Source organism: Streptomyces sp. NPDC048523 (assembly GCF_043199815.1).
Taxonomy (GTDB): domain Bacteria; phylum Actinomycetota; class Actinomycetes; order Streptomycetales; family Streptomycetaceae; genus Streptomyces.
Map to the genome: position 1 here is coordinate 108,672 of NZ_JBICWQ010000012.1, position 26,705 is coordinate 135,376.

The 26,705-nt window shown below is 69.4% G+C and carries 22 protein-coding genes and 1 pseudogene; 11 read left to right on the top strand and 12 right to left on the bottom strand.

Annotated features, from left to right (window positions below):
- Positions 1–44: 44 nt before the first annotated feature.
- The gene (locus tag ACGFWE_RS39220) at positions 45–935 is read left to right on the top strand and encodes an NAD-dependent epimerase (RefSeq protein ID WP_393605013.1); all 891 of its coding nucleotides are present in this window, start codon (positions 45–47) and stop codon (positions 933–935) included.
- Here ACGFWE_RS39220 and ACGFWE_RS39225 read toward each other — a convergent pair.
- From ACGFWE_RS39225 to ACGFWE_RS39250, 6 genes and pseudogenes are all read right to left on the bottom strand, one after another.
- Positions 932–1,812: pseudogene (locus tag ACGFWE_RS39225) on the bottom strand (MBL fold metallo-hydrolase). The gene ACGFWE_RS39220 and the pseudogene ACGFWE_RS39225 sit on opposite strands and share 4 nt — an antisense overlap.
- Before the next feature lie 193 nt (positions 1,813–2,005).
- Positions 2,006–2,590 (bottom strand): DUF1097 domain-containing protein, encoded by a 585-nt coding sequence (locus ACGFWE_RS39230; RefSeq protein WP_352389580.1) that lies wholly within the window; start codon positions 2,588–2,590, stop codon positions 2,006–2,008.
- Positions 2,591–2,592: 2 nt separating this feature from the next.
- Positions 2,593–3,627: an alpha/beta fold hydrolase gene (locus ACGFWE_RS39235; protein ID WP_352389579.1), complete on the bottom strand. Its 1,035-nt coding sequence runs from the start codon at positions 3,625–3,627 to the stop codon at positions 2,593–2,595.
- A gap of 29 nt (positions 3,628–3,656) precedes the next feature.
- Positions 3,657–4,904, bottom strand: a complete 1,248-nt coding sequence (fmdA, locus tag ACGFWE_RS39240) for a formamidase (RefSeq protein WP_393605016.1) — start codon at positions 4,902–4,904, stop codon at positions 3,657–3,659.
- A gap of 59 nt (positions 4,905–4,963) precedes the next feature.
- Positions 4,964–5,245: a zinc ribbon domain-containing protein gene (locus tag ACGFWE_RS39245; protein ID WP_352389577.1), complete on the bottom strand. Its 282-nt coding sequence runs from the start codon at positions 5,243–5,245 to the stop codon at positions 4,964–4,966.
- Positions 5,246–5,347: 102 nt separating this feature from the next.
- Positions 5,348–6,445 (bottom strand): substrate-binding domain-containing protein, encoded by a 1,098-nt coding sequence (locus ACGFWE_RS39250; RefSeq protein WP_352389576.1) that lies wholly within the window; start codon positions 6,443–6,445, stop codon positions 5,348–5,350.
- Positions 6,446–6,554: 109 nt separating this feature from the next.
- Between ACGFWE_RS39250 and ACGFWE_RS39255 the strand changes: the two genes are divergently transcribed.
- Together ACGFWE_RS39255 and ACGFWE_RS39260 are read left to right on the top strand one after the other, a co-directional pair.
- Positions 6,555–6,995 (top strand): MarR family winged helix-turn-helix transcriptional regulator, encoded by a 441-nt coding sequence (locus ACGFWE_RS39255; protein ID WP_393605018.1) that lies wholly within the window; start codon positions 6,555–6,557, stop codon positions 6,993–6,995.
- A 393-nt stretch (positions 6,996–7,388) separates the two neighbouring features.
- A complete protein-coding gene (locus ACGFWE_RS39260) occupies positions 7,389–8,483 on the top strand; it encodes a glutamate--cysteine ligase (protein ID WP_352389574.1) in 1,095 nt (364 codons plus the stop codon).
- Positions 8,484–8,766: 283 nt separating this feature from the next.
- Here ACGFWE_RS39260 and ACGFWE_RS39265 read toward each other — a convergent pair whose 3' ends face one another.
- Complete coding sequence (locus ACGFWE_RS39265; protein ID WP_352389573.1) at positions 8,767–9,156, bottom strand: peptidoglycan-binding domain-containing protein; 390 nt, start codon at positions 9,154–9,156, stop codon at positions 8,767–8,769.
- A gap of 216 nt (positions 9,157–9,372) precedes the next feature.
- Between ACGFWE_RS39265 and ACGFWE_RS39270 the strand changes: the two genes are divergently transcribed.
- A complete protein-coding gene (locus tag ACGFWE_RS39270; RefSeq protein ID WP_393605021.1) occupies positions 9,373–12,699 on the top strand; it encodes a BTAD domain-containing putative transcriptional regulator in 3,327 nt (1,108 codons plus the stop codon).
- A 234-nt stretch (positions 12,700–12,933) separates the two neighbouring features.
- Positions 12,934–13,500, top strand: coding sequence for a cysteine hydrolase family protein (locus ACGFWE_RS39275; RefSeq protein WP_393605023.1), 567 nt, complete (start codon positions 12,934–12,936; stop codon positions 13,498–13,500).
- Between the two features lie 159 nt (positions 13,501–13,659).
- Here the strand turns inward: ACGFWE_RS39275 and ACGFWE_RS39280 are convergent, their stop codons facing one another.
- From ACGFWE_RS39280 to ACGFWE_RS39300, 5 genes are all read right to left on the bottom strand, one after another.
- Entirely contained in the window at positions 13,660–14,589 is a 930-nt protein-coding gene (locus ACGFWE_RS39280) for a TetR/AcrR family transcriptional regulator (RefSeq protein WP_393605097.1), read from the bottom strand.
- 270 nt (positions 14,590–14,859) lie between these two features.
- The gene (locus ACGFWE_RS39285; protein WP_393605025.1) at positions 14,860–16,875 is read right to left on the bottom strand and encodes a beta-galactosidase; all 2,016 of its coding nucleotides are present in this window, start codon (positions 16,873–16,875) and stop codon (positions 14,860–14,862) included.
- Positions 16,876–16,932: 57 nt separating this feature from the next.
- Positions 16,933–17,817 (bottom strand): carbohydrate ABC transporter permease, encoded by an 885-nt coding sequence (locus tag ACGFWE_RS39290; RefSeq protein WP_393605027.1) that lies wholly within the window; start codon positions 17,815–17,817, stop codon positions 16,933–16,935.
- A complete protein-coding gene (locus ACGFWE_RS39295; RefSeq protein ID WP_393605029.1) occupies positions 17,814–18,794 on the bottom strand; it encodes a carbohydrate ABC transporter permease in 981 nt (326 codons plus the stop codon). Before ACGFWE_RS39295 ends, ACGFWE_RS39290 begins: the two co-directional genes overlap by 4 nt.
- Positions 18,795–18,831: 37 nt before the next feature.
- Entirely contained in the window at positions 18,832–20,142 is a 1,311-nt protein-coding gene (locus ACGFWE_RS39300; RefSeq protein ID WP_393605031.1) for an ABC transporter substrate-binding protein, read from the bottom strand.
- Between the two features lie 528 nt (positions 20,143–20,670).
- Between ACGFWE_RS39300 and ACGFWE_RS39305 the strand changes: the two genes are divergently transcribed.
- The 6 genes from ACGFWE_RS39305 to ACGFWE_RS39330 all read left to right on the top strand — a co-directional run bounded on the left by ACGFWE_RS39305 (position 20,671) and on the right by ACGFWE_RS39330 (position 26,671).
- On the top strand, positions 20,671–21,708 hold the full coding sequence (locus ACGFWE_RS39305; protein ID WP_352392201.1) for a LacI family DNA-binding transcriptional regulator: 1,038 nt from the start codon (positions 20,671–20,673) through the stop codon (positions 21,706–21,708).
- Positions 21,709–21,932: 224 nt separating this feature from the next.
- Complete coding sequence (locus ACGFWE_RS39310) at positions 21,933–23,987, top strand: RICIN domain-containing protein (RefSeq protein ID WP_393605033.1); 2,055 nt, start codon at positions 21,933–21,935, stop codon at positions 23,985–23,987.
- Positions 23,988–24,387: 400 nt separating this feature from the next.
- The gene (locus tag ACGFWE_RS39315) at positions 24,388–24,999 is read left to right on the top strand and encodes a DsbA family protein (RefSeq protein WP_352392203.1); all 612 of its coding nucleotides are present in this window, start codon (positions 24,388–24,390) and stop codon (positions 24,997–24,999) included.
- Between the two features lie 35 nt (positions 25,000–25,034).
- The gene (locus ACGFWE_RS39320; RefSeq protein ID WP_352392204.1) at positions 25,035–25,841 is read left to right on the top strand and encodes an MBL fold metallo-hydrolase; all 807 of its coding nucleotides are present in this window, start codon (positions 25,035–25,037) and stop codon (positions 25,839–25,841) included.
- Positions 25,842–25,843: 2 nt separating this feature from the next.
- On the top strand, positions 25,844–26,254 hold the full coding sequence (locus tag ACGFWE_RS39325) for a nuclear transport factor 2 family protein (RefSeq protein WP_352392205.1): 411 nt from the start codon (positions 25,844–25,846) through the stop codon (positions 26,252–26,254).
- A gap of 36 nt (positions 26,255–26,290) precedes the next feature.
- Positions 26,291–26,671 carry a nuclear transport factor 2 family protein gene (locus ACGFWE_RS39330; protein ID WP_352392206.1) on the top strand — a complete coding sequence of 127 codons (381 nt, stop codon included), beginning with the start codon at positions 26,291–26,293 and terminating at the stop codon, positions 26,669–26,671.
- Positions 26,672–26,705 lie beyond the last annotated feature (34 nt).

Genomic DNA, 26,705 nt, shown 5'->3' on the forward strand with positions numbered 1-26,705 from the left:
CGGGCCACTATCCTAGGAGGCCGCAGACCGGCAGCGTTGGCGGCATGACATCTCATGTGATCGTGGGGCGCGGGGCCGCCGCGTCGAAGACCGCTCTGCTGCTGGCCGAGGACGGCGAGCGGGTGCGAATGATCAGCCGGAGCGGCGGCGGGCCCGACCACCCGCTCATCGACAAGGTCGCCGCGGACGCGACCGACACCGATCGGCTCACCGCCCTGACGGAGGGGGCGGACACGCTGTTCACCACCGCCGCACCGCCGTACCACCTCTGGCCCGAGCGGTTTCCGGCCTTGTCGGCGTCGCTCCTCAGCACGGTGAGGCGGACCGGGGTCGCGTACGTGATGCTCGGAAACCTCTACGCGTACGGGCCGGTGAGCGGGCCGATCACGCCGGACCTCCCCCTGGCCGCGACCGGCCGCAAGGGGCGGACCAGGGCGCGGATATGGGAGGAGGCCGCCGCCTCAGGGGCGAAGGTCACCGAGGTGCGGGCCGCCCAGTTCTACGGCGCCGGCGCCTTGTCGGTGTTCAGTCTCATGGTGCAGCGGCAAGTCGTGGAAGGCGGACTGGTCCTGGTGCCGCAAGAACTCGACGTGCCGCACAGTTACTCGGCGATCGGCGACACCGCGCGCACGCTGGTCGCCGCGAGCCGCGACGAGCAGGCGTACGGCCGGGCCTGGCACGTACCCACCTCGACCCTGTCGGTGCGGGAACTGGCCGCGCGACTCGCCGAACTCGCGGGGGCACCGGAACCGCGGATGGAAGAGATGACCGAGCGCGATCTGACGCTGCTCGCGTTCACCGAGCCGTTCTGGGCGGAAATGCGCGAAGTGCTCGTCAAACCGGGCCACCCGTTCGTCGTCGACTACTCCGAGACCGAGAAGATCCTCGGCGTGGGCGCCACTCCGGTGGACGACGTGCTCCGGGAAGTGATCTAGAGCGGCTCGTCAGGCGGCCTCGACCGGGTGGGCGAGGAGACCCTCGGTACGGCAGCCGGCGCGGCGGCTATCCGCGCGCGCTGCCCGTGACGGCAGTGGACGAGTCGTTCGCCGAGTCCGGCGGCTTCGACCTCGGCGAGGAACGCGTCGAGCGGGGAACGCATCACCGTGTAGTCGTGGTAATGGACGGGGAGGATCAGCCGGGGGTCCAGGCGCCGGGCCAGTTCTGCTCCCTGGGCGCCGTCCATGGTCACCACGAAGCCGCCGGGCAGGCGGGTGCCGCCCAGGTGCAGCACAGCCAGGTCGGCGGCCGGGAAACGCCGGGCGATCTCGTCCAGGCCGTCGTACACGAGGGTGTCGCCCGAGATGTACAGGCGCAGACGAGGCAGGCCTCCCGCGGGGCCGAATTCGAGCATGCTGCCCATGACCGGGGGCAGCATGCCGCGCAGCAGGGGGTGTCCGGCATGCCGTCCGGGCAGCGCGGTGACGCGGACCTGTACGGTGCCGCGCCGGAGGGTGTGGCCTGCCAGGTGCGCAGTCCCGCCGTACGCCGGAAGCCGTGCAGCGTTCTGAGACGGCGTGCGGCATGCGGTGTGGTCAGTACCGGAACCGCGTGGTCCAGGTGCCGTCGGGTCCGGCGGTCCCAGTGGTCGCCGTGCAGGTGGGACAGGACGACCGCGTCCAGCCTGGGAAGGTCGCCGATGTCGAGGGCCGGTTGTGTCAGACGGCGGCTGAACAGCCCGTATCCGAGGTAGGCGTACTGGCCGCGGTGCAGGAAGTTGGGGTCGGTGAGCAGGGTGAGATCGCCGTAGCGCAGCAGGACGGTCGCGTTGCCGATGAAGTGCAGATCGACCGCGTTGTCAGTGGGGTCGTCCATGATGTCCTCCGGACACGTGCAGTACCCCTGGCGGGCATGATCAGTACCGAGTGGCCCAATGGCCCGGCGGGTCACGGGACCGAGTTGCCTCGATGCGCGAACGGCAATCGCGATGGCACGCAAGCGCCCCGGCCGGCTCGGGGGAGAGCCGTCCGGGGCGGTCTGAGGCGGAGTGCGAAGGGTGGCCCAGTGCCTAAGTGGGCGATGGCGCCACCTCCTCGGCCAGGTGCTGCTCCGGTTCGGGAACGGGGGGCGGCGCGAACATCAGGCGCAGTCCCAGGACGGCGCAGAGCGGGCCCAGGGCGCACATCGCGGCGGCGCTGACGAACGCGGCGCCCAGGTTCCCCGCGTCATAGCCGAATCCGCCGAAGTACGTGGCGAACGTCGACGCGAAGCCGAAGAACATTCCCGGGATGAGAGCGAACGGCTTCAGCCGGCCGGTCGCCAGCAGGGTGCCGTTGACGAAGAAGATCACCACGCCCAGGGCCAGGGTCTGGGCGAGCTCCCCGGTACCGAACATCGTGCCCGTCTCCCGGTTGAGGAGTACGGCCGCCACCGCGAACCCCGCGCCTGTCGTGGTGGCGGTGATCATGGAGATGGCGTTGGCGATGCTCGGGCCGCCCTGGAGGAACGTTCCGGCCCAGGTGATGAAGATGGCCCAGGTCGGCATGTGGAGGGGGCTGAGGAGCAGGAGGACCGTGGCGAAGGCGACGATCGAGGCGCTGACCTCGTGCGGCAGTCTGATGCGTCCGCTGCGGACGGTACGTACTCTGCTCATGGTTATGCCAACCCGCCCGGCTTGGCGAGCAGTTCTCTGATGCCCGTGTCGATGAACGCGGTGTCCGCGGGGCTGCTGCCGCCGCCGGCGAAGTGGCCCCAGATGCCCGGGATCACCCGGAGTTCGGCGCCCGGTATGTGACTGACGGCCCACGCCTCGTCCTCCGGCGGGAAGTAGAGGTCCTTCTCGGCGGGCATGTCGAGCGTGGTCGCCCTGATGGAGCCCAGCGCGGCCTCGGTGTCCCCGCCGAAGCCGGGGGTGAGTCCGACGTCGCCGTTCTGCCAGGTCCACAGCATGGTCAGAAGGTTGTTGGGGTCGCGGCCGTCGAGGAAGAAGCCCTCCCAGAAGCCGACCAGGAAGTCCTCGAGGGAGGTGTAGCCGAGCTTCTCGTACTCCTTCTCCCAGTAGAACGCCTGAGAGAAGCCCCACCCCGCGTACACGCGGGCCAGCGCGCGCAGTCCGGTGGTCGGCCATTTGTCCTTGTCGTACCAGCCGCCGTCGAAGACCGCGTCGGCGGTCAGCGCTGCCTTCACGCCCTCCAGGAAGACCTTGTTGTGGGCGCTGGTGCGCGGTGAGCCGCAGAAGGGGGCGATCCGCTCGACCATCTCCGGGTGGCTGACGGCCCACTGGAAGGTCTGCCCGGCGCCCATCGACCAGCCGGTCACGAGCGCGAGTCTCTCGATGCCGAACTCCTCGGTGACCAGTTTGTACTGGGCCTCGATCTGGTCGTACACCGTGATGTGCGGGAAGCGGGCGCGGTCGTACGGCGGCGGGGTGTTGCTCGGTGAGGTGGACAGGCCGTTGCCGAGCATGTTGGGGACGATGATGAAGTACTCGGCCGGGTCGAGGGCCATGCCGGGGCCGATGAGCCACTCGTTGTCCCAGTGCCGGCCGGAGTACCAGGTGGGGTAGACGATCGCGTTGGACTTGTCGGCGTTGAGTTCGCCGTACGTGGTGTAGGCGAGGTGCGCGCCGCGCAGGGTGGCGCCGTGCTGGGTGGTGAAGTCGCCCAGCTGGAAGGTGAGATGGTCGCTCATGGGGCTGCCTTTCGGGACGTACGGGTCGTTCAGGAGGTGACGGCGCACTGGCCGCGGTCGGCCTTTCTCGGGCCCTCGGCACTCGGCCGGATGTCGAGGTCGAAGATCGCCGTGGGCAGGTAGAGGGTGCTGCACGCGTTCGGGATGTCGACGACGCCGCTGATCCGGCCCTCGATCGGGGCGGAGCCGAGCAGGAGGTAGGCCTGCTCGCCGCTGTAGCCGAAGGTCATGAGGTAGTCGACGGCGTTGAGGCAGGCGTTCTTGTACGCCATCGTCGCGTCGAGGTAGTGGTTGGTGTCGGTCTCGTGGTCGACGGAGATGCCGACGAACGAGATGAACTCGGTGTACTGCGGCGCGACGTTGCCCGGCATGAAGATCGGGTTGGTGGTGACGCCGTACTTCTCCATGCCGCCCTTGATCAGGTCGACGTGCAGGTCGATGAAGCCACCCATCTCGATGGCGCCGCAGAAGGTGATCTCGCCGTCCCCCTGGCTGAAGTGCAGGTCACCGCCGGACAGCAGGGCGCCGGGGACGAGGACGGGGTAGAAGACCCGGGAGCCGCGGGTGAAGTTCTTGATGTCGTGGTTGCCGCCGTTCTCCCGGGCCGGGACGGTACGGGCGCCCTCGGCGGCGATGCGCCTGCCGACCTCGCCACTCGCCGTGCCGGCCAGGGCATTGTCGGCGAGGGGCGGGAGCGCCAGGGCCGGCACCCGGTGCGGGTCCGTGTCGATGAGGGCCTGCTCACGGGCGTTCCAGCGGGCCAGTAGTTCGGCGGAGGGCGCGGTGCCGAAGAGGCCGGGGTGGGTGATCCCGGTGTAGCGGACTCCGGGAATGTGCCGGGAGGTGGCCTGCTGGCCGTGGAAGTCCCAGACGGCCTTGTACGAGTCGGGGAAGCGGTCGGTGAGGAAGCCGCCGCCGTTGTCCTTGGCGAAGACGCCGGTGTAGCCCCAGCCCTGACCCGAGCCCTCGCCCTCCGCCTGCGGTACGGGGCCCAGGTCGAGGATGTCCACGACGAGCAGGTCGCCGGGTTCGGCGCCCTCCACGGCTATGGGGCCGCTCAGCATGTGCGCGTGGGTGAGGTCGACGTCGCGGACGTCGTTGGCGGAGTCGTTGTTGCCGATCTGGTTGTCGGTCCAGTCGCGGCACTCGATGCGGAAGTCGGTGCCGGGCTTGACGGTGACGGCGGGCGGGATGTCGGGGTGCCAGCGGTTGTGGCCGGGCACTTTCTGGTCACGCATGGACAGGGCCTGGTCGACACTGAAGACGACTTCGGGCATGGACTGCCTCCGTAATCCGGTACTTCCGTGATCGGGAACTTCGCGGTGCGCCTGGGGGATCAGGGCTTGGGGAGCCCGGCCTGCCGGGGATCGGCCGACCGGGTCGGCCGGCGGCGGGCCGGGGGTACGTCGGTGACGACCCGCGGCTCATGGGCGCTGGCCTCTTGCGCGTGCAGGGCACGGGCCAGGGGAGTGGACGTGCGGGCGAGCATCGGGGCGGTGAAGACCCGGCGGGCCGGACCTGCGCAGTTCCCGCACGGCTCCTCGGCGAGAGCCCGGCCCAGCGGCCGGATCACGTCGAAGGGACCGCAGTCCGCACAGCGGTACTGGTATGTGGCCATCGGCTATCAACCTCCAAAAGCTTCGAGAAAAAAGTATTTTCTTCCGAAGCAATTGGACAGAGGACGGGTGTTACACGCAGGTAAAAAAGAACTCCCCGCGGGTCAGGGAAGTTGCTGCAGCACGTCCCACTGCAGCCCGTCGGCCGCCGCGAGGAAAACCCGCTGCTCGAGGTGGCGGTCACGGACCTGGACCGTGCCGCGAGGGCTCTCGTACTCCAGTCCCTCGGCGGTCGCCTGGATGCGCCGCACATCCGTGTCGCCCGCCCGGCGCAGCAGTTCGGTGAGCATGCGCACGCCCTCGTAGCACGACTCGCCGAGGCTGTTGAGCACCGGCGCGCCGGGGCCGAACCGGCGGAAGTAGGCGGCGGCGAAGTCGAGCCCGGCCGCGGTCGGCAGGTCCTCGAAGTATCCGGCCGAGGTCATCAGGCCCCGGGTGTTCTCCGCCCCGGTGGCCAGCAGGACGTTCTCCTCGATAAGGGAACTGAACCGGATCAGGTCGCGGTCCAGCCCCGCCGCGGTGAAGGCGCGGTTGAACAGGACGGCGTCCTGTCCGATCAGCAGCATCAGCACGGCCTCGCAGCCGCTTGCCGCCACGCGTGCGAGGACCGGCCCGAAGTCCTGGGTGCCCAGCGGCACATACATCTCGTCACAGACCTCGCCGCCCAGTTCGCGCAGATAGCGGTGGGCGGCGCGGGCCGACGAGCGGGGCCAGACGTAGTCGTCGCCGACGATCGTCCAGCGGCGGATGTCCAGTTCGCTCGCGAACCATCGCAGCGCGGGCCGCAGTTGACGGTTCGGGGTCTCGCCGGTGAGGAACACGCCCGGGGAGCGCTCGCCGCCCTCGTACAGCGCTGTGTAGACGTAGGGCACCCGGCCGTCGATGCGCGGGGCGACGACCTCGCGGACGGCGGAGATGTGCCAGCCGGCCACCGCGTCGACGACGCCTCCGGAGATCAGGGCGTCGACCTCCGTGGCCACCTGCTCGGGCGGCGCGCCGCCGTCGACGAGCACCAGGCGCACCTCGCGGCCGAGCACGCCCGAGTCGGCGTTGACCTCCTCGGCCGCGAGCTGGGCGCAGCACTCGCAGGACGGGCCGAAGATGCCGGCCGGGCCCTGGAGAGGTATCACCAGGGCGACATCCAGTGCGTCACGGGCCCGGTTCGCGGGGGCGCCGAGCCGGACAGACGCCTTCTCGATCATAGGCGCTCACCCTAGCCATTGCTTGCTACGAGAATATTTCACGCCGATAAGGAAAGGACTGTATCGTGGAATGACTCCACCCGTAGATCACGACGACTCTGGCAGGGCGATGACCACGACCACCCCGGCGGCCGTAGCCGAACTCGACCTCGCGCGAGCGCTCACCCTCGTCGAGCGCAGCGTCGTCCTACGGCTCGGTGAGGCGCTGAAGGCCGAGGGCGGGACGCTCGAGGAGTGGCGGGTGCTGTCGTTCCTGGGTGACGGCGAAGGCCGTGCCATGACCGAGATCGCCGAGTTCGCGCTGCTGTCCGCGCCCACCCTGACCAAGGTCGTCGACCGCATGGTCTCCCTGAACCTCGTGCTGCGCCGGGTGGACGACCAGGACCGGCGGCGCGTGCTGGTCTTCGCCTCCGAGCGGGGCAACGAGGCGCTGAGCCGATGGACGGCGGCGGTCGAAGAGGAGCAGGAGGGCATCGTGTCCGCTCTCGGCGCGGAGGAGACGGCCCTGCTGAGGGCATTGCTCCAGCGGGCCTCGCGACGCCTGTCCTGAGGAGTCGCCTGCCGGGTAGAGCCGGTGACTTCGACTGCCGGGGGCCTGCAGTAGGTGGTGACCTGCTGCTTCGGCCTTTGCTTCGCCACCTGTGGCCTCCGACCTGCTCAAAGCGATGTGCTCACCCGTGAGGCGCCGGCCCGGGCGCAGCACGACGCCCGCGCCGGCACGTGCGGGTCGATCGGCTCGACGGCACCGAGCGGCCGTATGCGAGCGGCGAAAGCCGAATCACGCCAGAGTGCCGGGTTCACCGCATGCACGCATCTCCTGCCGGCCTGTGTCGCGTTTGTGAAGGGCGCAGGTGCGGCACTCGGAGTCAGCCCGGCGGTGGGATCAGTGAGGCGCATCGCGAGCCGGGCACGGCGCGGCAGTGAGCGGAGCAGAGGGCGTTTGATGACGACGATCGGCGTTGAAGAAGAATATGTGCTGGTTGACCCCGTCAGGGGCTTTCCGGTACCGCTGGCCGACAAGGTTCGCATGGCAGCCGGCCTGGAGCCTCTCGTGGCCGATCAGGAGCTGCAGGGCGAGCTGCTGCAGGCGCAGGTGGAGGTGGCCACCCCGGTGTGCGGCTCTCTCGAGGAGGTCGCGGGTCACCTGCTGCGCCTGCGGCATGGTGTCGGGACGGCCGCGGAGGCGCATGGCTGCCGCATCGCGGCGTGTGGGACACCGCCGCTGCGCGATGACCATCCGGTGGCGGTCACCGACGAGGCTCGCTACCGGGCCATGCTCGCCCAGGCACCTCAACTCGTGGCGGAGCAGCTGATCAATGGCATGCATGTGCACGTCGCGGTACCCAGCCGTGCGGCGGGCGTGCAGGTCCTGAACCGGATCCGGCCCTGGCTGCCGACGCTGACGGCGATGTCGGCGAACTCTCCGCTGTGGGACGGCCACGACACCGGCTTCGCCAGCTGGCGCACCGTGATCTTCAGCCGTTGGCCGGTCAGCGGGGTTCCTCCCTACTTCCAGGACGAGGCCGACTACGACAGGCGTGTGCACCAGCTGCTGGAGAGCGGTCTGATCTCGGACACCGGCCAGTTGTACTGGCAGGCCCGCCTGTCGGAGCGATACCCCACGGTCGAAGTGCGCTGTCTGGACGTGCAGCTGCGTGTGGACGACGCGGTCATGTTCGCCGGGCTCGCCCGGGCCCTTGTGGAGACCGCCCTGGCCGAGGCAACCGCCGGCTCTCCTGCCCCGGACTGTGCCCCGGAACTGCTGCAGGCCGGCATGTGGCACGCGGCCCGTCATGGCCTGAGCGACACCTTGATCGACCCGAGCGGCAGTCGGCGCCGCGCCGGCGATGTGCTGTGCCAGCTCCTGCTCCATGTCGCCCCCGCACTCGATGCGGCAGGCGACGCCCGGGAGGTGACGGGCTTGATCCACCGGCTCCTGCAGCACGGAACCGGAGCGGACCGGCAGCGGACCGCCCTCGCCGCCGGCGGTCCGGAGGCGGCCCTCGACCTGATCACCAGCGAGAGCACCACGCCGTGAGCGACCAGTACGGAGGTCGGTCAGCAGCTGTTGGACGGCCGTCGGCGCGGGACTCGGAGGGGAAGTGCGGGGAGCGTCGTACGGGGGCCCACGCGGCGTCCCTGAACGCCTCCGCGTCGACCTCTTTCCAGGGGCTGAGCGAGCCGGCACGCGACGTGCTCCCGAACTCCTCGGCGCTCAAAGAGAGCCGTGACACCTCACCGGCCTAAAGACACCGGCCGCGAACGTCGAGGCCGCGGAGCAGGACTCCCCCGTTCACGTCCTGCTCCGCGGCGCGGACCGGTCAGTAGTTGCGCAGCCCGTACCAGGTGTTCTTGCCGACGACGCCGTCAGCGCCACCGGGGACCCCGTACTTCTTCTGGAAGGCCTTGACCCCCTTTTCGGTGTCCGCGCCGAAGTCACCGTCGACGCCGCGCGGGCCCACGCCGAAGCCCAGGCTTATCAGCAGGCACTGCGCCTCCCTGACGGTATCGCCCTTGGACCCGCGGGAGATGGTCGGCGGCGTCGTCCGCTCGTCAAAGCCGCAGGAGAAGCCGGCCGCCTGGGCGGCCGCCGTGTGGCCGGCCAGGGGAGCGGCCTCCGCGGACGCGGTGGTGACGGCGACTCCGCCGAGCGCCAGGACCGACGCCAGGGCGGCGGTCGTGGTGAAGCGGCGGACATGGGTGATGATCACAGGAGTCTCCCTCTTGGTGAGCATGGGCTCTCGCGGCCTTGGCCCCGGGCGTTCTTTCGGCGCCCCGTACCGCACTTCGCGGGACGGGCCGTCATGTGGACCACCGTGTCGCTTCGCCCGTCGGGGAACCTTCGGAAAGTCTTGAATCGGGCTGGCTCGGCTGATCAGCTGCGGGTAAGCAGGTGATCACGAAAACGCAGCGGGAGGGAGCGCACAGTGGCCGTCCGGTTCGCCGTGCTGGGCACCATCGAGGCGTGGTGGGACGGCGTGCCGATGGACCTGGGGCACGCCCGGCAGCGCAGGGTGCTCGGGGCGCTGCTCACCGATCCCGGCCTGGTTGTCCCGGCCGACACCCTGCTGGACCGCGTGTGGGGCGAAGCCGTACCGAGGCGGGGCCGCGAGGCGCTCTACGGGTACGTGTCCCGGCTGCGACGGGTCCTGGCCGCGCCCGGACTGGACATCGTGCGGGAGCAGGGCGGCTACCGGCTGGTGACGGCGGCGGGCGCCGTGGACGTGCACCAGTTCCGCAGCCTGGTGGACCGCGCCCGCGACACGTACGCGGACGAACAGGCCGTCGCGTTGTGGGAGTCGGCGCTGGGGCTGTGGCGGGGAGAGGCGTTCACGGGCGCGGATACCCCGTGGTTCAACACACAGCGCGATCTGCTCGACGCGCAGCGCCTGGCCGCGCAGCTGGACACGGCCGAAGTCCGGCTGCGTCTGGGGCAGCACCGGCGCGTGGCGAGCGAGCTCTCCGCCCTGCTGGAAGCGCATCCGCTGGACGAACGACTGGCCGGCCAACTGGTCCTCGCCCTCTACCGCAGCGGCCGCTCCTCCCAAGCCCTTGACGTCTACCGTCGCACCCGACAGCAGCTGGCCGAAGAACTCGGCCTGGATCCCGGGCCCGCCTTGCAACGGCTCCACGAGGACATCCTCACCGGTGGCGCGCGGCTCGCGCCCGCCTCCACTGACGTACGGCATGCAGCTCCCGCGCCGGCGGAGCGCCCGTTTGTGGAGCGTCGGCGGCCGCTGGTGGGACGCGACGAAGAGCTCTCAGTGCTGCGCACCGTGCTCGATCACCGGGATCCGCGCGCCCCGCGGGTGCTGGAAGTCGTCGGAGAGCCCGGCATCGGCAAGACCGGACTCCTCACCGAGTTCCGCGCGCTCGCGGAGGCGGGCGGTGTGCCGGTGCTGGCCGGCCGTGGTGCGGAGATCAGAGAGATTCCGTACGGTCCTTTCCTCGACGCCCTGGACGACGTCGACGCTCTGGACGCGCTGCGGGACACGCGCAAGGCGTTGTCGGTCATGATGGCCGAGCGGGACGCGCTGCCCGCCGAGCGTTTCCGGCTGCACAAGGCCGTACGCGCGATGCTGGAAGAGGCGCACACCGGTTCCGGACTGGCCTTGGTCCTCGACGACGTGCACTGGGCCGACGAGAGCAGTGTCGAACTCATCGAGTACCTCGTACGGCATCCGCCGCGCGGAGCGGTGACTCTCGTGCTCGCCCACCGCCCCCGGCAGACCCCGCCGAAGCTGGCCTCGGCATTGGCCAAGGCGGCCGCCGAAGGCCGTCTGACCAGGCTCGCGCTCGGGCCGCTGCCGCTGTCGGCCGTCGCCGAACTGTGCGGTCCGCAGGTCAGCCGGATGATGTGCCGGCGGCTGTTCGACACCACCGCGGGCAACCCGTTCTACGTCCGGGCGCTGCTGCACCGAGCGGGCGACGGGGGACTGCTGGATGACCGGTTGCCGCTCACCGCGCGGGCCACGCTCCTCGACGAACTGGCCGACCTGCCGCCGGAGACACTTCTCGTCGCGCACGCGGCGGCCGTCCTCGACGACCCGTTCGACACGGAGATGACCACCGTGGTCGCCCAGGTGGCGCACGCCGACGTGCTGGCGGCCCTGGACGAGCTGACCCGCCGTGATCTGGTCCGTCCCCTGGGTGCCGCCCGGCAGTTCGAGTTCCGCCATCCTCTGGTGCGCAGCGCCGTGTACGACGGCATGGGGGCGGGCTGGCGGCTCGCGGCGCACGCCCGCGCCGCGGACGGCCTCGTCCGGCGTGGCGCCCCACCGGTCGTCCGGGCGCCGCACGTGGTGCGCTCCGCGCACGCAGGGGACGAACAGGCCATCGCACTGCTGGTCCAGGCCGCCGACGACCTGCGGGCCAGCTCCCCCGCGACCAGTGCTCACTGGACACACGAGACGCTGCGGCTGCTCCCGGCCGACGATCCGCGCCGACCGCTGTTGCAGATGAAGGAGGCGGCGGCGCTGGGAACGGCCGGACGCCTGCGCCAGAGCCGCGACGTGCTGCGCGAACTCACCGAGTCCGCGCTCGTGAGCCGGCACCCGCAGCGGACCCGGGCGGTCGTCTCGCTGGCCGTGATGGAACGGCTCCTGGGCAGGTTCGACGCGGCAATCGACGTTCTGCGCCGCGAACTCGAGCGGAACACGGCGCTCACACCGGCGCAAACGGCCTCACTGGACATCCAGATCGCCGCCGCCGAACTGCGCGGCGGCCACTTCGCCGCAGCGGTCGCCTCCGGCCGTGGCGCGCTGCACTCCGCCCTGAGCGCCGGTGACGCCGTGCAAGTGGCGGGCGTACAGGCACTGCTGGCCCTCGCCCACACCTGCACCGGGGAGGCGATCGAGGCGGCCGGCTGTCTCGATGCCGCGCTGCGTGTACTCGACGACTGCGAGGACCGGCACCTCCTGACCCATCTCGACGCGTTCATGCTGGTCGGGTGGACGGAAATACTTCAGCGTCGCTACCGTGCGGCCCTGCGCCACCTCGACCGCGGGCTGGTTCTGGCCCGTCGCACGGGCCAGAACTACCTACTGACCGAACTGCTCATCGCGACGGCGTTCGCGCACCTGTGGCTGGGTGACCTCGATGAGGCGGCCTCGCACGCCGATGACGCCCTGGAGGCGGCCCTGCTGCTCGGCACCAGCGAACCACGGGCGATGGCGATGGCGGTGGAGGCCGCGGTGTCCCTGTGGAGAGGACGCTTTCCGGAAGCCCTCAAAATCTGCGAGGAAGCGGCCGCGGCACACCTCGGGGATCCGTCGACGCAGGCAGTGGCGCTCGTCGGACTGCTCGCCCAGGCCAGGCTGCTGTGCGGAGATCCCGCAGGGTGCGTCCATACCCTGCTCGACGGGGGAGGCGGCCCAGAACTGTCCCGTTTCGAGGCGTCGGAACGGCCCCTGTGGTTTCGTACCCTCGCCCAGGCCGAACTCGCCCGGGACGACATCGACGCCGCGAAGGCATGGGTGGAGCGCGCCCACTGTGCCGTGACCCCTGGCATGCCTGAGGCTGTGAGTGCTTTCGCCTTGTTGGGTCAGGCGGAGTTGACCTTGGCTCAGCGTGATGCGGGTGCGGCGAGGGTGGCGGCGCATGCGGCGGCGGTGGCCTTCGGCGAGGCCGAGATGCCGCTCTACGAGGCTTCGGCCCGCGCTGTCGCGGCGAGTGCCCTGGCCGCGCTGGGTGATCATGCCGCCGGCCTTGAGGAGGAAGCACGCGTGCAGGTGCTCTTTGAGCGCGTCCTGTGAGCCTGGCGACCACTTCGGAGAATCCGGCGCCGACGGGTCCACTCCAAGTGGCAGGCACCGAAGGCCGGTGCGGCAGGCACCGAGGGAAGAACGGCGTCCGCCCGCGACACAGGACGGCAGGTCCTGTCTGCTGCAACTCCGCCCTGACGCTGATGAGGATCTCCGAAACGGCTGTCGCAGCCCGGGCGATCCACCAGACTTGCTCTTGTTCTCCACGGAGAAGGGACGGCACGCATGGCGAACAGCGCACTTCTCGTGATGGACGTCCAACGGGATGTCGTGGCCATCGCCGACGACGGCTCCGGATATCTGCCGCGCTTGCGCCGCGCGATCGACGGTGCCCGGGCAGCTGGTATTTCCGTGATCTACGTGGTGATGGGATTACGGCCGGGCGATCCGGAAGTCAGCCCCCGTAACAGGGTGATGACGAACGTCGTGCGGGCCGGGCTGTTCACCGAGGGGGCTCCTGGCACCGAGATCCATGACGACATCGCGCCCCAGCAGGGCGACGTCGTGGTCACCAAGAGGCGGGGGAGTGCCTTCTCCGGCAGCGACCTCGACCTGGTACTCAGGGCCCGCGACATCGACAGCCTCGTTCTGACCGGCATCGCCACCAGCGCCGTAGTGCTGTCCACGTTGTGGCACGCCATCGACCTGGACTTCGGCCTCACCGTCCTGGCGGATGCCTGCCTCGACACCGACCCCGAGGTGCACCGGATGCTCACCGAAAAGCTGTTCCCGCAGTGGGCAGATGTCGTCACCGTAGAGGACTGGCTCAAAGCCATCGCACCGCTCGGGTGATACGTCACGCCTCGGAAGTCTTCATCTACGACGGACTTGAAGAGGTCGCCGAGCACGAGTGGCTGATAGCCGAGAGCGAAGCCCACTTGGAACTGAACCACCACCTGAAGGCCCCGGGCCCGGACCGCGACCGGCGCGTGCACTCACGAGACTCGGCAGTCAGGAGCCGACCGCTGCCACGATCGGTGTTCGTACAGTTCTGCCGGGTCGAGGCCCATGCCGGTGAAGTGGCCTGCCAGTTCCAGGGAGAGGCTGCCCTGCAGGGGGCCAGAAGAACAGCGCGCGGCCCCTTGACGGGCAGCCGCTGAACTTGGGTAGGTCAACGATCGCAAGTCGCACTGCACGGTACGAGGGAGCGACCTCCCCGACAGCCGGTGTAGCCGGCGACACCATCCGCAGCCCGCCCGCCACCGGTCCGCGGACTTCGCGGCACACATGTTCGGCCCGGATGCGTGTTGCGGCGCCGGTCTCCGCTCCTGAGCGGGGACGCGCCGCATGCCTCGGCCTGTTCCTCGACCTTCGGCAGAGCGTGACCGGGCGCGCCGAAGCCGCGGAACAGGGTCGCGCAGTACACAGGAAGGGCGCGTCCCACGGTCCGTCCCGCTTGACCCACTGGTACGTGTGGTTGTGGAGATTGAGGAACTGCAGGGTGGCCAGCCCCAGCGCGAGCTCGCGGAACGTCCCCTGGTCGACGGCCTCGGCGAGCAGCCCCGAGATCAAGTCCTCGAAGTCCGAACGCTGACCGAGCAAGGTCTTCAACTCCGGGCCGCTCAGGCTGCGGTGGTCGTGCTCGTAGACCCGAATGTGGTCGAGCCTGCGGAAGATGACCGTCAGCAGGGACTCCGACAACAGGCGCAGCCGCAGGAGGGGTTCGGTGTCGAGCTCCGCGATCTGCCGGGTCCGGGACAGCAGTGGGCCCATCACCCGTGACTGGATCTCGACGAGCAGCTTCTCCTTGGAGCCGATGTAGTAGTACAGGGCTCCCTTGGCCAGTCCGACCGCCCGGCCCAGGTCGTTGACGGAGGTCGCCGCGTACCCCTGCCGGGCGAACAGCTCCGCCGCGACGTCGATGATTTTCTGTCGTCTGATCTCGAAGGCCGGTCCCTGGCCCGGCGGTGTGACGAAGTATCAAGTGAAGCCGACGCCCGGGACCGTCGGACGGCTTCCGTACATCCGGGGGGACTGCGGACTCCGAGCGGCCTGCTCCTGGCGGGCCCGGCAGCGACATGCGCGTGGACGCCACCGGCATCACTGCGAGGGGCCGACGAGACAGAGGGCGCGGTGCCCTGGTTCCGACTGCGTCGGCCACCAGACCGCTTGACGGCCGGGACGCACGGATCAGCGGTGTCGGCAGACAGGTCAGCGGGGCTCGCGGACCACGGCGACGCCTCCCGGCGGGACGGTGACGGTTCCGGTGACCGGTGTGCCGGTGAGGATTTCGACGCCTTCGGCAGGTGCTTCGGCGCCCTTGCCGGTGTGGTCGATGAGGAACAGGTAGTCGGCCTCCGCGCCGCGGCGCCGGACGACCTCGATCCCGGCGGGTGCGTCGTGTTCCGGTGTGACGCCGGCCTCCTGACGGATGCGGCCGAGCAGGGCGGCGAGCGTGTCCTGGTCGGGGTGGGTGCCCAGATACCAGGCGGTGCCGTCGCCGTGCCGGTGACGAGTGACGGCGGGGTGGCCGGCCAGTGGGCCGTCGGCGTGGGAGGCGACGGCCTGTGCGCCGGTGAGCCGGATGCGTTCCGACCACAGGTCGGCCGTGGCGCCCGACGCCACGTCGCCGGTCAGACCGGTTGTCTCACCCGGCAGCAGGGGGAAGAGCTCGTCGGTGACCACGCCGAGGACGTCGCGGAAGGCTCCGGGGTAACCGCCCAGGTACACATGGGTGTTCTCGTCGACCATGCCGCTGTGGAAGCCGACGGCCAGCGTGCCCCCGCGCTCGGCGAACCCGGCGAGGTTCGCCGCGGCCGCCTCCGCGACCAGGTACAGCGAGGGTGCCAAAACCAGTTTGTAGCGGTCGAGTTCGGGGTCGTCGGGGCGTACGAAGTCGACGGCGACGCCTGCCCGCCACAGGGGGGTGTACCAGTCCCGTACCAGGTCCTGGTAGCGCAGTTCGCCGCTGGGCTGGGAGGGCAGTTCCAGGGCCCAGCGGGCCTCCCAGTCCCATACGATCGCCACCTGCGCCGTGCTGGTGGAGTCCCGTACCTCGGCCAACGCCCGCAGGTCCGCGCCCAGTTGTACGACGTCCCGCCAGATCTGGCTGTCGGTTCCGGCGTGCGGCAGCATCGCCGAGTGCCACTGCTCGGCGCCCGCCTTCGCCGCCCGCCACTGGAAGAACGCGATGCCGTCGGCACCGTGTGCCACATGCGCGAGGGCGTTGCGGCGCATCTCTCCGGGCCCCTTGGCCCGGTTGACGGGCTGCCAGTTGACGGCGCCGGTCGAGTGCTCCATGAGGAACCACGGTCCGCCCGCGAGCGAACGCATCAGGTCGCCGTGAAGCGCGATGTCGACCTCGGCCTCCGGGTCGTCGGACAGCAGGTAGTGGTCGTTGGAGAGAATGTCCAGCTCCGGTGCCCAGCGCCAGTAGTCGAGGGCGTCGATGGTGCGCAGGACCAGGAAGTTGGTGGTCGCGGGGGTGTCCGGAGCGGCCCGGCGCAGTACGTCGCGCTCGGCGGTGCACAGGGAGAGCAGTTCGTCGGAACAGAAGCGGCGCCAGTCGAGCCGGTGGGTGGGGTTCGGGGGAGCCGCGGTGGTGCGGGGCGGCAGGATCTGGTCCCACGTGTAGTACCACTGGCTCCAGAACGTGGTGCCCCAGGCGTGGTTGAGGGCGTCCAGGTCGTCGTCGTAGCGGGCCCGCAGCCAGGTGCGGAAGGCGGCGGCGCTGGTGTCGCAGTAGCAGGCGTCGTTGTGGCAGCCGTACTCGTTGTGCACGTGCCACATGGCGACGGCCGGGTGGTCGGCGTAGCGCTCGGCGAGCGCACCGGCGATCCGCAGCGCCGCTCTTCGGTAGGCCGGGCTGCTGGGGCAGAACGTCTGGCGGCTGCCGTACGACAGTCTCCTGCCGTCCCTGTCGGCCGGCAGCGCTTCCGGGTACGTGTGGAAGAACCAGGCCGGCGGAGCCGCCGACGGTGTCGCCAGGTCGGCGGCGATACCGTTCTCCTGGAGCAGGTCGAGGACCTTGTCCATGCGGGCGAAGTCGTAGACGCCCTCGGCCGGTTCGAGCAGGGCCCAGGAGAAGATGCCGACGCTGACCATGGTCACCCCGGCCTCACGCATGAGGCGCATGTCCTCGGCCCATACCTCCTCGGGCCACTGCTCGGGGTTGTAGTCACCCCCGTAGACGATTCCAGGAATGCGAAGACGGCGTGCGGTACTCACTGGGGGGGCTCCGGGGTGGGGTGTAGGGGAGGTGGGGGAGAAACAAGTGGGCCTGGGTCAGCCCTTGTTGGCGCCCAGCGTGAGGCCGCTGACGAATTGCCGCTGCAGCGCGAAGTAGACGATCAGGGTGGGGATCGCGGTGAGCAGGGCCCCTGCGGCTACCAGGTTGGGGTCGGTGAAGTACTGGCCGGAGAGGTTGTTCAGGGCCGAGGTGATCGGCATGTTGTCGCCGGTGGAGATCAGGACCAGCGCCCAGAAGAAGTCGTTGTAGATCCAGATGGAGAGCAACGTGGCAAGGGCCGCCATCGCGGGCTTGCACAGCGGCAGCACGATCTGCCAGTACAGCCGCCAGACGGAGGCGCCGTCCACGAGGGCGGCCTCGGTCAGCTCGTGCGGGAGTGAGCGCATGTAGTTGGCGAGCACGAAGGCGCAGAAGCCGGACTGGAACGCCACGTGGATGAGGACCAGGCCCAGGGCGGAGTCGTAGAGCTTGCCGCTCGTCGTGATGCCGGGCAGGTCGATGAGCAGGTACATGCGGTACAGCGGGGTGATGATGACCTGCTGCGGCAGCAGGTTGCCCGCGGTGAAGACCAGCAGCAGGAACAGGTTGACGCGGAAGTCGAAGCGGCTGACGTAGAACGCGACCATCGACGACAGCAGCAGGGTGACCAGCACGGCCGGGACCGCGATGAGCAGCGTGTTGCCGAAGTAGTGCAGCATGTCGGACTGCTCGAACGCGTTGGTGAAGTTGTCGAGGCTCAGTTTGTCGGGCCAGGACACGTAACCCTTCTCGCTGGTCTCGGAGTAGGGCCTCAGCGCTGAGAAGGCGGCCCACAGGAGAGGGGCGAGCCAGGCGAGGGCCGTCACGACCAGGAAGGTGTGCAGCAGGACGCGGGCGGGACGGACGGGGGTGCGCTGCTTGGTCACCAGGGCGGTGCTCATGCCTGCCGCTCCTTCCGGAAGGTGGCGATCAGGTAGGGAATGATGACCGCGAGGGAGATGACCAGCAGGACCACGGCGATCGCCGAGCCGTAGCCGATCCGGCTGGACTCACCGATGATGTTGTTGGTGATCAGGATCGACAGCAGCTCGGTGCCCTGGGCGCCCTTGTTGAAGACGAAGACCAGGTCGAAGGCGCGCAGCGCCTCGATGATGGTGACGACCAGGACGACGGTGTTGGTGGGGCGCAGGGTCGGGAAGATGACGTTCTTGAACGTCTGCCACTCGTTCGCGCCGTCCAGCGAGGACGCCTCCCGCAGCGAGGGGTCCACGCCCTTGAGCCCGGCCAGGTACAGGATCATCATGTAGCCGGTGTGCCGCCAGGACGCGGCGATGAGCACCGCCCACAGGTTCAGGTGCGGATCGCCGATCCAGTCGATGTAGTGGCCGGGCTTGTTGGCCCCGATCAGGCTGTTGATCAGCCCGGTGTCGGGGTTGTAGACCAGCTGCCACACGAATCCGGTGACCGCGAGGGAGACCACGACGGGCAGGAAGAACGCCGTCTGGTAGACCCGGGAGAAGCGGATGTTCTTGTCCAGCTGCACGGCCAGGAACAGGCCGAACGGCGTCGGGATCAGGATGAGCACGACGAACCAGATGACGTTGTGCTCGACGGCGGGCCAGAACTGCGGGTTGTCGCTGAACAGTTGCTTGAAGTTGTCCAGGCCGACCCACTTGATGGAGCCGAAGCCGATGCCGTCCCAGCTCGTGAAGGCCAGGGCGATCGACGCGAGTGCGGTGACCCAGACCAGGGCCACGTGCAGGATCGTGGGCACGCCGGCCATGAAGCCGAGCGTGATGCGGTCACGGCGGGTCAGCAGCCGCCGGTGCCCGCGCGGCACCCGCTTGCTGACCGGCGCGGGGCCCGAAGGCGGCACGGCGGCCGCCTCCGGGCTCTTCATGTTCGTGTCGGAGCTCATGGTGGTGGTGTTCATCCGCTTCAGAAGGGGGTCGGTCTCAGCCGGACGCGAAGATCGTCTTCTTCTGGCGTTCGATCGAGGACAGCAGACTGTCGATCCCCTTGGGGTCGCGGACGAACTTCTGCAGCGCCGGCTGCATGACCGTCGAGGTGAAGTCCGGCCGGCTGTCCCGGTCCATGAACTGCGTGAGGTGCTTCGCGCCGCTGATCATCTCGTACGCCTTCTTCTGAAGGGCGCTGTAGGCGGAGGTGTCGGCCTTCGAGGAAGCGGCGATGAGGCTCGGGTCGGCCTTCAGGTAGGTCTCCTCGGCCTGCGGCGTGCCCAGGAATTCGAGCAGCTTGACCGAACCGGCGTGGTTCTTGGGCTTCTTGCTGAGCATGACGCCGTCGGTCGGCGCCTCGACGGTGTCCTGCCCGTACGCCGGGTCGATCTCGGGGAAGGCGAAGAAGTCGAGGTCGTCCAGGTCCGCCTTGTTGGTGAACTGCTGGGCCACGAACATGCCGAGCATATACATGCCGGCCTTCTTCGCCACCAGCGTCTGGGCGGCGTCCTGCCAGGTACGGCCCACCGCGCCCTCCTGGTGGTAGGGGAGGGTCTCGGCCCACGTGTCGAAGACCTTGCGGACCTTCGCGTCGGTCCACGAAGCCTTGCCCGCCATCAGCTCGACGTGGAAGTCGTAGCCGTTGAGGCGGAAGTTGATCTGGTCGAAGGAGCCCATCGCCGGCCAGGCATCCTTGTCGCCGTATGCGATCGGGACGAGGCCGTCCTTCTTCATCTGCTTGCACAGGGCGATGTACGCGTCCCACGTGGTCGGGACCTCGTAGCCGTACTTCTGGAAGACGCTCTTGCGGTAGAAGACCGCCCACGGCGACGTGGTCAGCGGCACCAGGTAGTACTTGCCGTCCTGACCCTTGCTCAGGTCGTGCATCGCCGGAGGGAAGTTGCCGCCGATCGTCTTCCACACGTCGTCGATCGCAGTGGCAAGCCCCTTGGCCGCGAAGAACTGCATCCGGTAGCCGGCGAACCACTGGAACACGTCGTCCGGCGTGCCCTGGAGGTAGGAGTTGATCTGCTCCTGGAAGGTGTTGTGGTCCTTGGTGTTGATGGCCACATTGATGCCGGACTGCTTCGTGAAGGCCGCGTAGACGTCGCCGTACGCCTTCTTCGGGACCGCGTCGGACGCGTTGGAGCCGACGGTGACGGTCTTGGTGTCCGACGAGGCGGAACTGCCGGCGCAGGCACTCAGCAGAGGGAGGCCGGCGCCCAGGACCGCGGCTCCGCCGAGTCCGCGGAGCATGGTGCGGCGACTGGTTCCGGACATGGGCTGACCGGGGGAAGAACGGTGCATTTCGGCTCCTACAGGGCTGGCGGTACCCCGGTATGGCACGTCAGCCGGACGGGGGTATGACGGAGGGCGGGTCGTCGAGGGACCGTGTGAAGGTCGGTCGAGAGCCGGAATCCAACACGATCGAACAAACACGATCGTCGGACGCCAGGAAGCGTGAACGCTGTGTGGACTCGCTGTCAAGACTTTCCGTCCGACAATCCATGATGGGGCGGCTCCGGCCGCAAGCCCTATGCGCGGGCAGTCGGGCCGGACGGACGGGGCTGACACGGTCGGCCATCGATCCGCATCGGGCCCGCTAACTGGCGATTTACCTGCACGAATGCATCGCGGTCACACCTCCCTGGGCGGCTCGGACGTCTCGCTCCGCCGACCCGCAGGTCGCGATGCCCGTGGCGCCGGAAGTAAGTGACGTTGCGCGGACCCTTGACGTGCCCCGGCCGGATGCGTACACATTGACCGCGCGGTCAGACCGCGCGGTCATGTAATTTGACCTCGTTCGATGGAGAACACACGGCCATGGGAGACGCCATGACAACTGGGCTGGAGCGCGGTGCGGGGTCCTCCGCGCCGCGTAGTGAGGACGTGGCCAGGCTGGCCGGCGTCTCACGCAAGACGGTCTCCCGGGTCCTCAACAACGAGCCGTACGTCTCCGAGGAGTCCCGCCGACGTGTCCTGGCGGCCGCCGAGGAACTGGGCTACCGGCTGAACCACGCGGCCAGGGCACTGGCCTCCGGCCGTACCCGGTCCATCGGTGTGGTCGCGCTGGCAACCGCCGGGTACGGAACCGCCTCCCTGCTCGTGGGCATCGAACAGGCCGTACGGGACGCCGGCTACGCGCTGCGCGTGGTCAACACCCCGGACGGCGACCCGCGAAGCATCGCCGCCGCGCTGGAATCACTCCTGGAGCAGGGCGTGGACGGCATCGTCGTCTCCGTACCCGTCGTCGAGGGCGAAGTCCCGCTCGGCGTCGACGTGCCGGTCCTCTTCGTCGGAGCCCCGCCCGCCTTCAGCGCCACCCGGACACTCACCGTCGGCGTGGGCGCTCACGAGCTGGCCCGCGCGGCCACGGAACACCTGCTGGACCTGGGGCATGCGACCGTCCATCACCTCGCGGGGCCGCGGCGGTGGTACGCCACCAAGGACCGTATCGAGGGATGGCAGGCCGCGCTGGCGGACCGGGGCGCGCACGAACCCCCCGTTCTGAACGGTGACTGGTCGGCGGCCTCCGGGTATGCCGCGGGCCTCGGGCTGGCCTCGGACCGTTTAGTGACCGCGGTGTTCGCCGCGGGTGACGAGATGGCGATCGGCCTGATCCACGGCCTGCGGGAAAGCGGTCGCCGGGTGCCGGAAGACGTCAGCGTCGTCGGCTTCGACGGCAACCCCGTGTTCGCCTACGTCTCCCCACCGCTGACCACCGTCCGTCAGCCTTTCGAGGCCGCGTCGAGCGAAGGAATCCGGCTTCTCCTCCACGCCATCGAGAAGCCTGACACCGAACTCCCGCCTGCGAACGACCCACCCGTCGAACTCGTCGTCCGCGGCTCGACAGCGCCCCCGCCCTCCCTCTGACCCGCCCCACCCCCTCGTGTCACTGCCCCGGCACACACCCAGCCGCCGGGGCAGCCCACCTCCGCCCCTCCGCGCTTGCCACGCACGCGCCGCCCCGCCCCGCGCCCGCGTGCCGCGCCCGGCTGTTCCCGGGCCACGCGCCGAACAAACCCCGCCGCGTCACTCCGAGCCGTTCCGAGCCGGCGGACACCGAAACACACCTTCCCCTTCCCCTGGGAGCCGCAATGTCCCTTGCCCGCACAGGCGCCAGACCCGGCGCCGCTCCGCGTTCCCGCCCCGTCTCCTTCTTCACCCTGGCCTTCGTCCTGCTCGTCTCGGTGCTGACCATGGTCGTACCCGCCGGCCGGGCAGACGCCCTGGCGCGTCCCTCGCAGACGATGTACACCCCGCCGTCGGGTGCGCCCTCGCCCGGGGCGCTCTACCCGCGGGCGGTGCGGATGCAGCACAACGGCTCCGCCAACGGCACCATCCTCGCGACGTTCGAGCAGTACACCACCGGCACGCCGGTCCTCCCGATCTACCGCAGTACGGACAACGGCAACTCCTGGTCGAAGATCTCCGAGGTCGCCGACACGCAGAACGGCTGGGGCATGCGCTGGGAGCCCGAGCTGTTCGAACTGCCCGCGGCGGTGGGTGACTTCCCTGCCGGGACCATCCTGGCCGCCGGCGCCTCGGTTCCCTCCGACCGCTCGGCCATCAAGATCGACGTCTACGCCAGCACCGACCGCGGACAGACCTGGACCTTCGCCGGCAACATCGCCACCGGCGGCCAGGCGTACGACACGAACGGCAACACCCCCGTGTGGGAGCCGTTCTTCCTCTACGCCAACGGCAAGCTGATCGTCTACTACTCCGACCAGCGCGACCCCGCCCACGGCCAGAAGGTCGTGCACCAGGTCACCACCGACCTGCACACCTGGGGTCCGGTCGTGGACGACGTGGCGATGCCCACCTACAGCCAGCGCCCGGGCATGCCCACCGTCGCGAAGCTGCCCAACGGCAACTACGTCATGACGTACGAGTACGGCGGCTCGCCCTCGGGCAACTTCGCCGTCTACTACAAGATCTCCGCCGACCCGGAGGCCTTCAACTCCGTCACGGGCATTCCCCTGCAGGCGACGGACGGCACGATACCCACCAGCACGCCGTACATCACGTGGCTGCCCACCGGCGGTCCGAACGGCACGCTGGTCGTCAGCGCCTACAGCACCAGCGACCTGTTCCTGAACACCCAGAACGGCGCAGCGAACACCTGGACGCGCATCAGCTCCAACGTCGCCGGCGGCTACAGCCGCGGCATGGTGCCCCTGTCCGACGGCCACAGCCTGCTCGTGCTCAGCGGCGGCAGCGGCGGCCCCAACCTCTCCAACCCCGTCACCTACAGCACCATCGACCTGGGCGGCGGCATCTCGGACGGTGCCACCTACACCGTGTCGAACGCGGGAAGCAACCTCCAGCTGAGCATCGCGGGCGGCTCCGCCACCAACGGCACGAACGCCACCCAGCAGAACGCCGACAACGCCACCGACCAGCAGTGGCGCTTCGTGCAGCAGAGCTCCGGCTACTTCAAGATCCTCAACGTCGCCAGCGGCAAGGTCCTCGGCGTGGAGAACCAGTCCACCGCCGACGGAGCCAAGATCCTCCAGTGGGACGACAACGGCACCCTGGACCACGAGTGGGCCGTCGCCCCGAACCCGGCCGGCGGTTACAGCCTCACCAACCGCGTGACCGGCAAGTACCTGGAGATCCCGAACGCCTCCACCGCCACCGGTACTGCCGCCGGCCAGTGGAGCGCCACCAGCTGCGCCTGCCAGCGCTGGAACGTCACCCAGACCGCTCTGCCGGCGCTGGGCACCGGGCAGTACGTCCTCGTCAACAGGAACAGCGGGAAGTACCTGGACATCCCGCAGGGCTCGACAGCCACCAACACGGCAGTCCAGCAGTGGCAGAACTCGGCCTGCTTCTGCCAGCTGTACACCTTCCAGTCCGCCGGCGGCGGAGCCTGGACCATCAAGAACGCCAACAGCAACCTGAACCTGGACATCCGTAGCGGCTCCACCGCTGCCGGAGCCGCCGTCGTCCAGAACACGCCGTCCGCAGCGAACTCGCAGAAATGGACTCTCACCGACGCGGGCAACGGCTACTACAAACTCAAGAACGTCGGCAGCGGTTTCAACGCCGCCGTCGCCCAGTCCTCCACCGCCAACGGCGCGGCAGTCGTGCAGTGGAACGACCTGACCATCGACGACCAGCTCTGGAAGATCGTCCGCATCAACTGAACGGTGGGGCGAAGGCCTCCTGTCACCTCGGGCTCGCGATGCGCAACCGAGTGGCAGGGGGCTTCCCACGCGGGCCGTCGCGCAGGAGCAGGCCCTGACCGCCGACGGCGCCACCCGGCTGGGTGGATCGCATGGAGACGGCTGATCTCATGACGCGCGGGGAGAGTCACAGCCGTACGCGCGCTGCCGGGAGGATTTGCGCATCCTCGGCCACAGCCCGGGACGTACCGCCGCCTCGATTGCCCTGACCTGCGGACCGGCGGTAGCGCAGATCTAATGGCATGGGGTGCTCGCATGTGCCCCGGATCACACGGGTCCAGAAATATCTGACGAGTCAGGTATTGTTTGATCAGGTGAACCGCTCGCAATCGGCGGGCGCCCCTCTCTGCCGAGGTCCTCGATGAAGCTCGTCTACATCTTCGACGCCTACTGCGGCTGGTCGCACGGATTCACCGCGACCCTGCGCGAAATCATCACGCGCCACCCCGACCTGCCGGTGGAGGTCGTCTCCGGCGGCCTGTTCACCGGCGACCGCCGGGTCCCGATCCGTGAGTTCGGCTACGTCCAGGGGGCCAACGCCCAGATCACGGAGCTGACCGCTGCCGAGTTCGGCGAGGCCTACGAGCGGCTCATCGCCGACGGCTCGTTCGTCATGGACTCCGAGGCCGCCGCCCGTGGCGTCGCAGCCGTGCGTCAGGTGGCTCCCGACCGCGCGGCGGAGCTGGCCACGGCCTTGCAGCACGCCTTCTACGTCGACGGCCTGAGCCTGTCCGACCCGGCCACCTACCGGACGGTCGCCCAGGCGGCCGGGCTCGACCCGGATGCCGTCGTCGCCGCCTTCGAAGCGCCCGAGGCGCAGAGCGCGGCCCGCGCCGACTTCCGCCGCACCGCCGAACTGGGTGTCACCGGCTTCCCCACCCTGCTCGCCCTCGACGGCGAGCGCGCCGTCCCCCTGGCCCGCGGACACGCCACCGCCGACGAGGTGGACCGGCGTCTCGCAAGCCTCAACTGACCCCGCAATCCTCCACCCCCCAAGGAGCTACGAGCATGAGCGCCCTCGACTTCAAGGTCCTCGACCTCGACTTCCCCGCCGGCAGCAAGAACAAGACGGCCACCCTCGTCACCGGCGAGCAGGAGGCCCTGCTGGTGGACGCCGCCTTCACCCGCGCCGACGGCCACCGCCTGGCCGCCGAGATCCTCGACTCGGGCAAGAAGCTCACCACCGTCTTCGTCTCCCACGCCGACCCCGACTTCTACTTCGGCGCCGAGGTGATCGCCGACGCCTTCCCCGACGCCGTCTTCGTCGCCACGCCGATCGTCATCGAGCACATCCAGCACTCCTACGAGGGCAAGCTCAAGGCATGGGCGGCGCTGGGCCCGAACCTGCCCACCCGCCTGGTCGATCTCCAGCCGCTCACCGGCGACCTCACCCTGGAAGGCCACCGCTTCGAGCTCAAGGGCGGCTCCTCGGGTCTGCCCGACCGTCACTACCTGTGGCAGGCGGAGTCCCGCGCCCTGCTCGGCGGGGTCCTGCTCTTCCAGCAGGAGCACGTCTGGGTCGCCGACACCGCCACTCCGGAGTCCCGCGCCGCCTGGATCGACCTGCTCGACGAGATGGCCGCCCTCGACCCGCAGCTCGTCGTGCCCGGCCACCGCCTGCCCGGCACCCCCGCCGACGCCTCCGCCATCACCGCCACCCGCGACTACCTGCTCGCCTTCGAGGAGGAACTCGCCAAGGCGGCCGACGGTGCCGCGCTCACGGAGGCGCTCGTGGCCCGCTACCCGGACAACGGCATGCTGATCGCCGCCCAGATCGGTGCGAAGGTCGCCAAGGGCGAAATGAAGTGGGGCTGACCATGAGCGAGTTCGCCACCTCCACCGCCCCCGCCGACGTCGTACGGCGCCAGTACCTGGCTTCCGCCGCGGGAGACCTGGCGGCCCTGCGCGCCACCCTCGCCCCGGACGTGGAGTGGACCGAGATGGCCGGCTTCCCGCTGGCCGGCACCTACCGCACCCCCGACGGCGTCACGTCGAACGTGATGGAACAGCTCGGCAAGGACTGGGACGGCTGGACCGCCCACGACGACACCTACGTCGTCGACGGCGAGAACGTCGTCGTCCTCGCCCGCTACACCGCGGCCAACAAGGCCACCGGCAAGCGGATCAACGTGCGGGTCGCACACCACTTCGTCGTACGCGGCGGACTCATCGTGCGTTTCGAGCAGTTCGTCGACACGGCCCTCGTCCGCGACGCCATGACCGGCTGACGCGTTCCCGTTCCATACGCAGGGCAGGAGAACAGCGTGTCCGCCGACGACAACAAGGCGCTCGTGATCGCCTTCTATGAGCAGGCCTTCAACGACTACCAGCCGGAACAGGCCGCCGAAGCCCACCTCGGTGAGACCTACATCCAGCACAACCCCGAGGCGCAGGACAGTCCGCAGGCGTTCGTCGGCTACGTCCACTGGCTGCGCGGGCAGTTTCCCGACCTGCGCCTGGACATCAAGCGCGCGGTCGCCGAAGGGGACCTGGTGGTCACCCACAGCAACCTGCACCTCAAGCCCGGCGACCGCGGCATGGCCGTCGCCGACTTCTGGCGCGTCGTCGACGGGAAGATCGTCGAGCACTGGGACGTGGTCCAGGAGGTCCCGGAGAAGAGTGCCAACGACAACACCATGTTCTGAGGTCCGCGGTGGCATCCGCGCCGGGATCGGGTGC

Excerpts from the sequence above, each read along its gene's own strand:
- ACGFWE_RS39325 (WP_352392205.1), top strand. The coding sequence starts at position 25,844 with ATGAGCGAGTTCGCCACCTCCACCGCCCCCGCCGACGTCGTACGGCGC.
- ACGFWE_RS39260 (WP_352389574.1), top strand. The coding sequence starts at position 7,389 with ATGACGACGATCGGCGTTGAAGAAGAATATGTGCTGGTTGACCCCGTC.
- ACGFWE_RS39250 (WP_352389576.1), bottom strand. The coding sequence starts at position 6,445 with ATGATCGAGAAGGCGTCTGTCCGGCTCGGCGCCCCCGCGAACCGGGCC.
- fmdA (WP_393605016.1), bottom strand. The coding sequence starts at position 4,904 with ATGCCCGAAGTCGTCTTCAGTGTCGACCAGGCCCTGTCCATGCGTGAC.
- ACGFWE_RS39310 (WP_393605033.1), top strand. The coding sequence starts at position 21,933 with ATGTCCCTTGCCCGCACAGGCGCCAGACCCGGCGCCGCTCCGCGTTCC.
- ACGFWE_RS39315 (WP_352392203.1), top strand. The coding sequence starts at position 24,388 with ATGAAGCTCGTCTACATCTTCGACGCCTACTGCGGCTGGTCGCACGGA.
- ACGFWE_RS39275 (WP_393605023.1), top strand. The coding sequence starts at position 12,934 with ATGGCGAACAGCGCACTTCTCGTGATGGACGTCCAACGGGATGTCGTG.
- ACGFWE_RS39300 (WP_393605031.1), bottom strand. The coding sequence starts at position 20,142 with ATGCACCGTTCTTCCCCCGGTCAGCCCATGTCCGGAACCAGTCGCCGC.
- ACGFWE_RS39255 (WP_393605018.1), top strand. The coding sequence starts at position 6,555 with ATGACCACGACCACCCCGGCGGCCGTAGCCGAACTCGACCTCGCGCGA.
- ACGFWE_RS39320 (WP_352392204.1), top strand. The coding sequence starts at position 25,035 with ATGAGCGCCCTCGACTTCAAGGTCCTCGACCTCGACTTCCCCGCCGGC.
- ACGFWE_RS39235 (WP_352389579.1), bottom strand. The coding sequence starts at position 3,627 with ATGAGCGACCATCTCACCTTCCAGCTGGGCGACTTCACCACCCAGCAC.
- ACGFWE_RS39305 (WP_352392201.1), top strand. The coding sequence starts at position 20,671 with ATGACAACTGGGCTGGAGCGCGGTGCGGGGTCCTCCGCGCCGCGTAGT.
- ACGFWE_RS39295 (WP_393605029.1), bottom strand. The coding sequence starts at position 18,794 with ATGAGCTCCGACACGAACATGAAGAGCCCGGAGGCGGCCGCCGTGCCG.
- ACGFWE_RS39245 (WP_352389577.1), bottom strand. The coding sequence starts at position 5,245 with ATGGCCACATACCAGTACCGCTGTGCGGACTGCGGTCCCTTCGACGTG.
- ACGFWE_RS39230 (WP_352389580.1), bottom strand. The coding sequence starts at position 2,590 with ATGAGCAGAGTACGTACCGTCCGCAGCGGACGCATCAGACTGCCGCAC.
- ACGFWE_RS39220 (WP_393605013.1), top strand. The coding sequence starts at position 45 with ATGACATCTCATGTGATCGTGGGGCGCGGGGCCGCCGCGTCGAAGACC.
- ACGFWE_RS39290 (WP_393605027.1), bottom strand. The coding sequence starts at position 17,817 with ATGAGCACCGCCCTGGTGACCAAGCAGCGCACCCCCGTCCGTCCCGCC.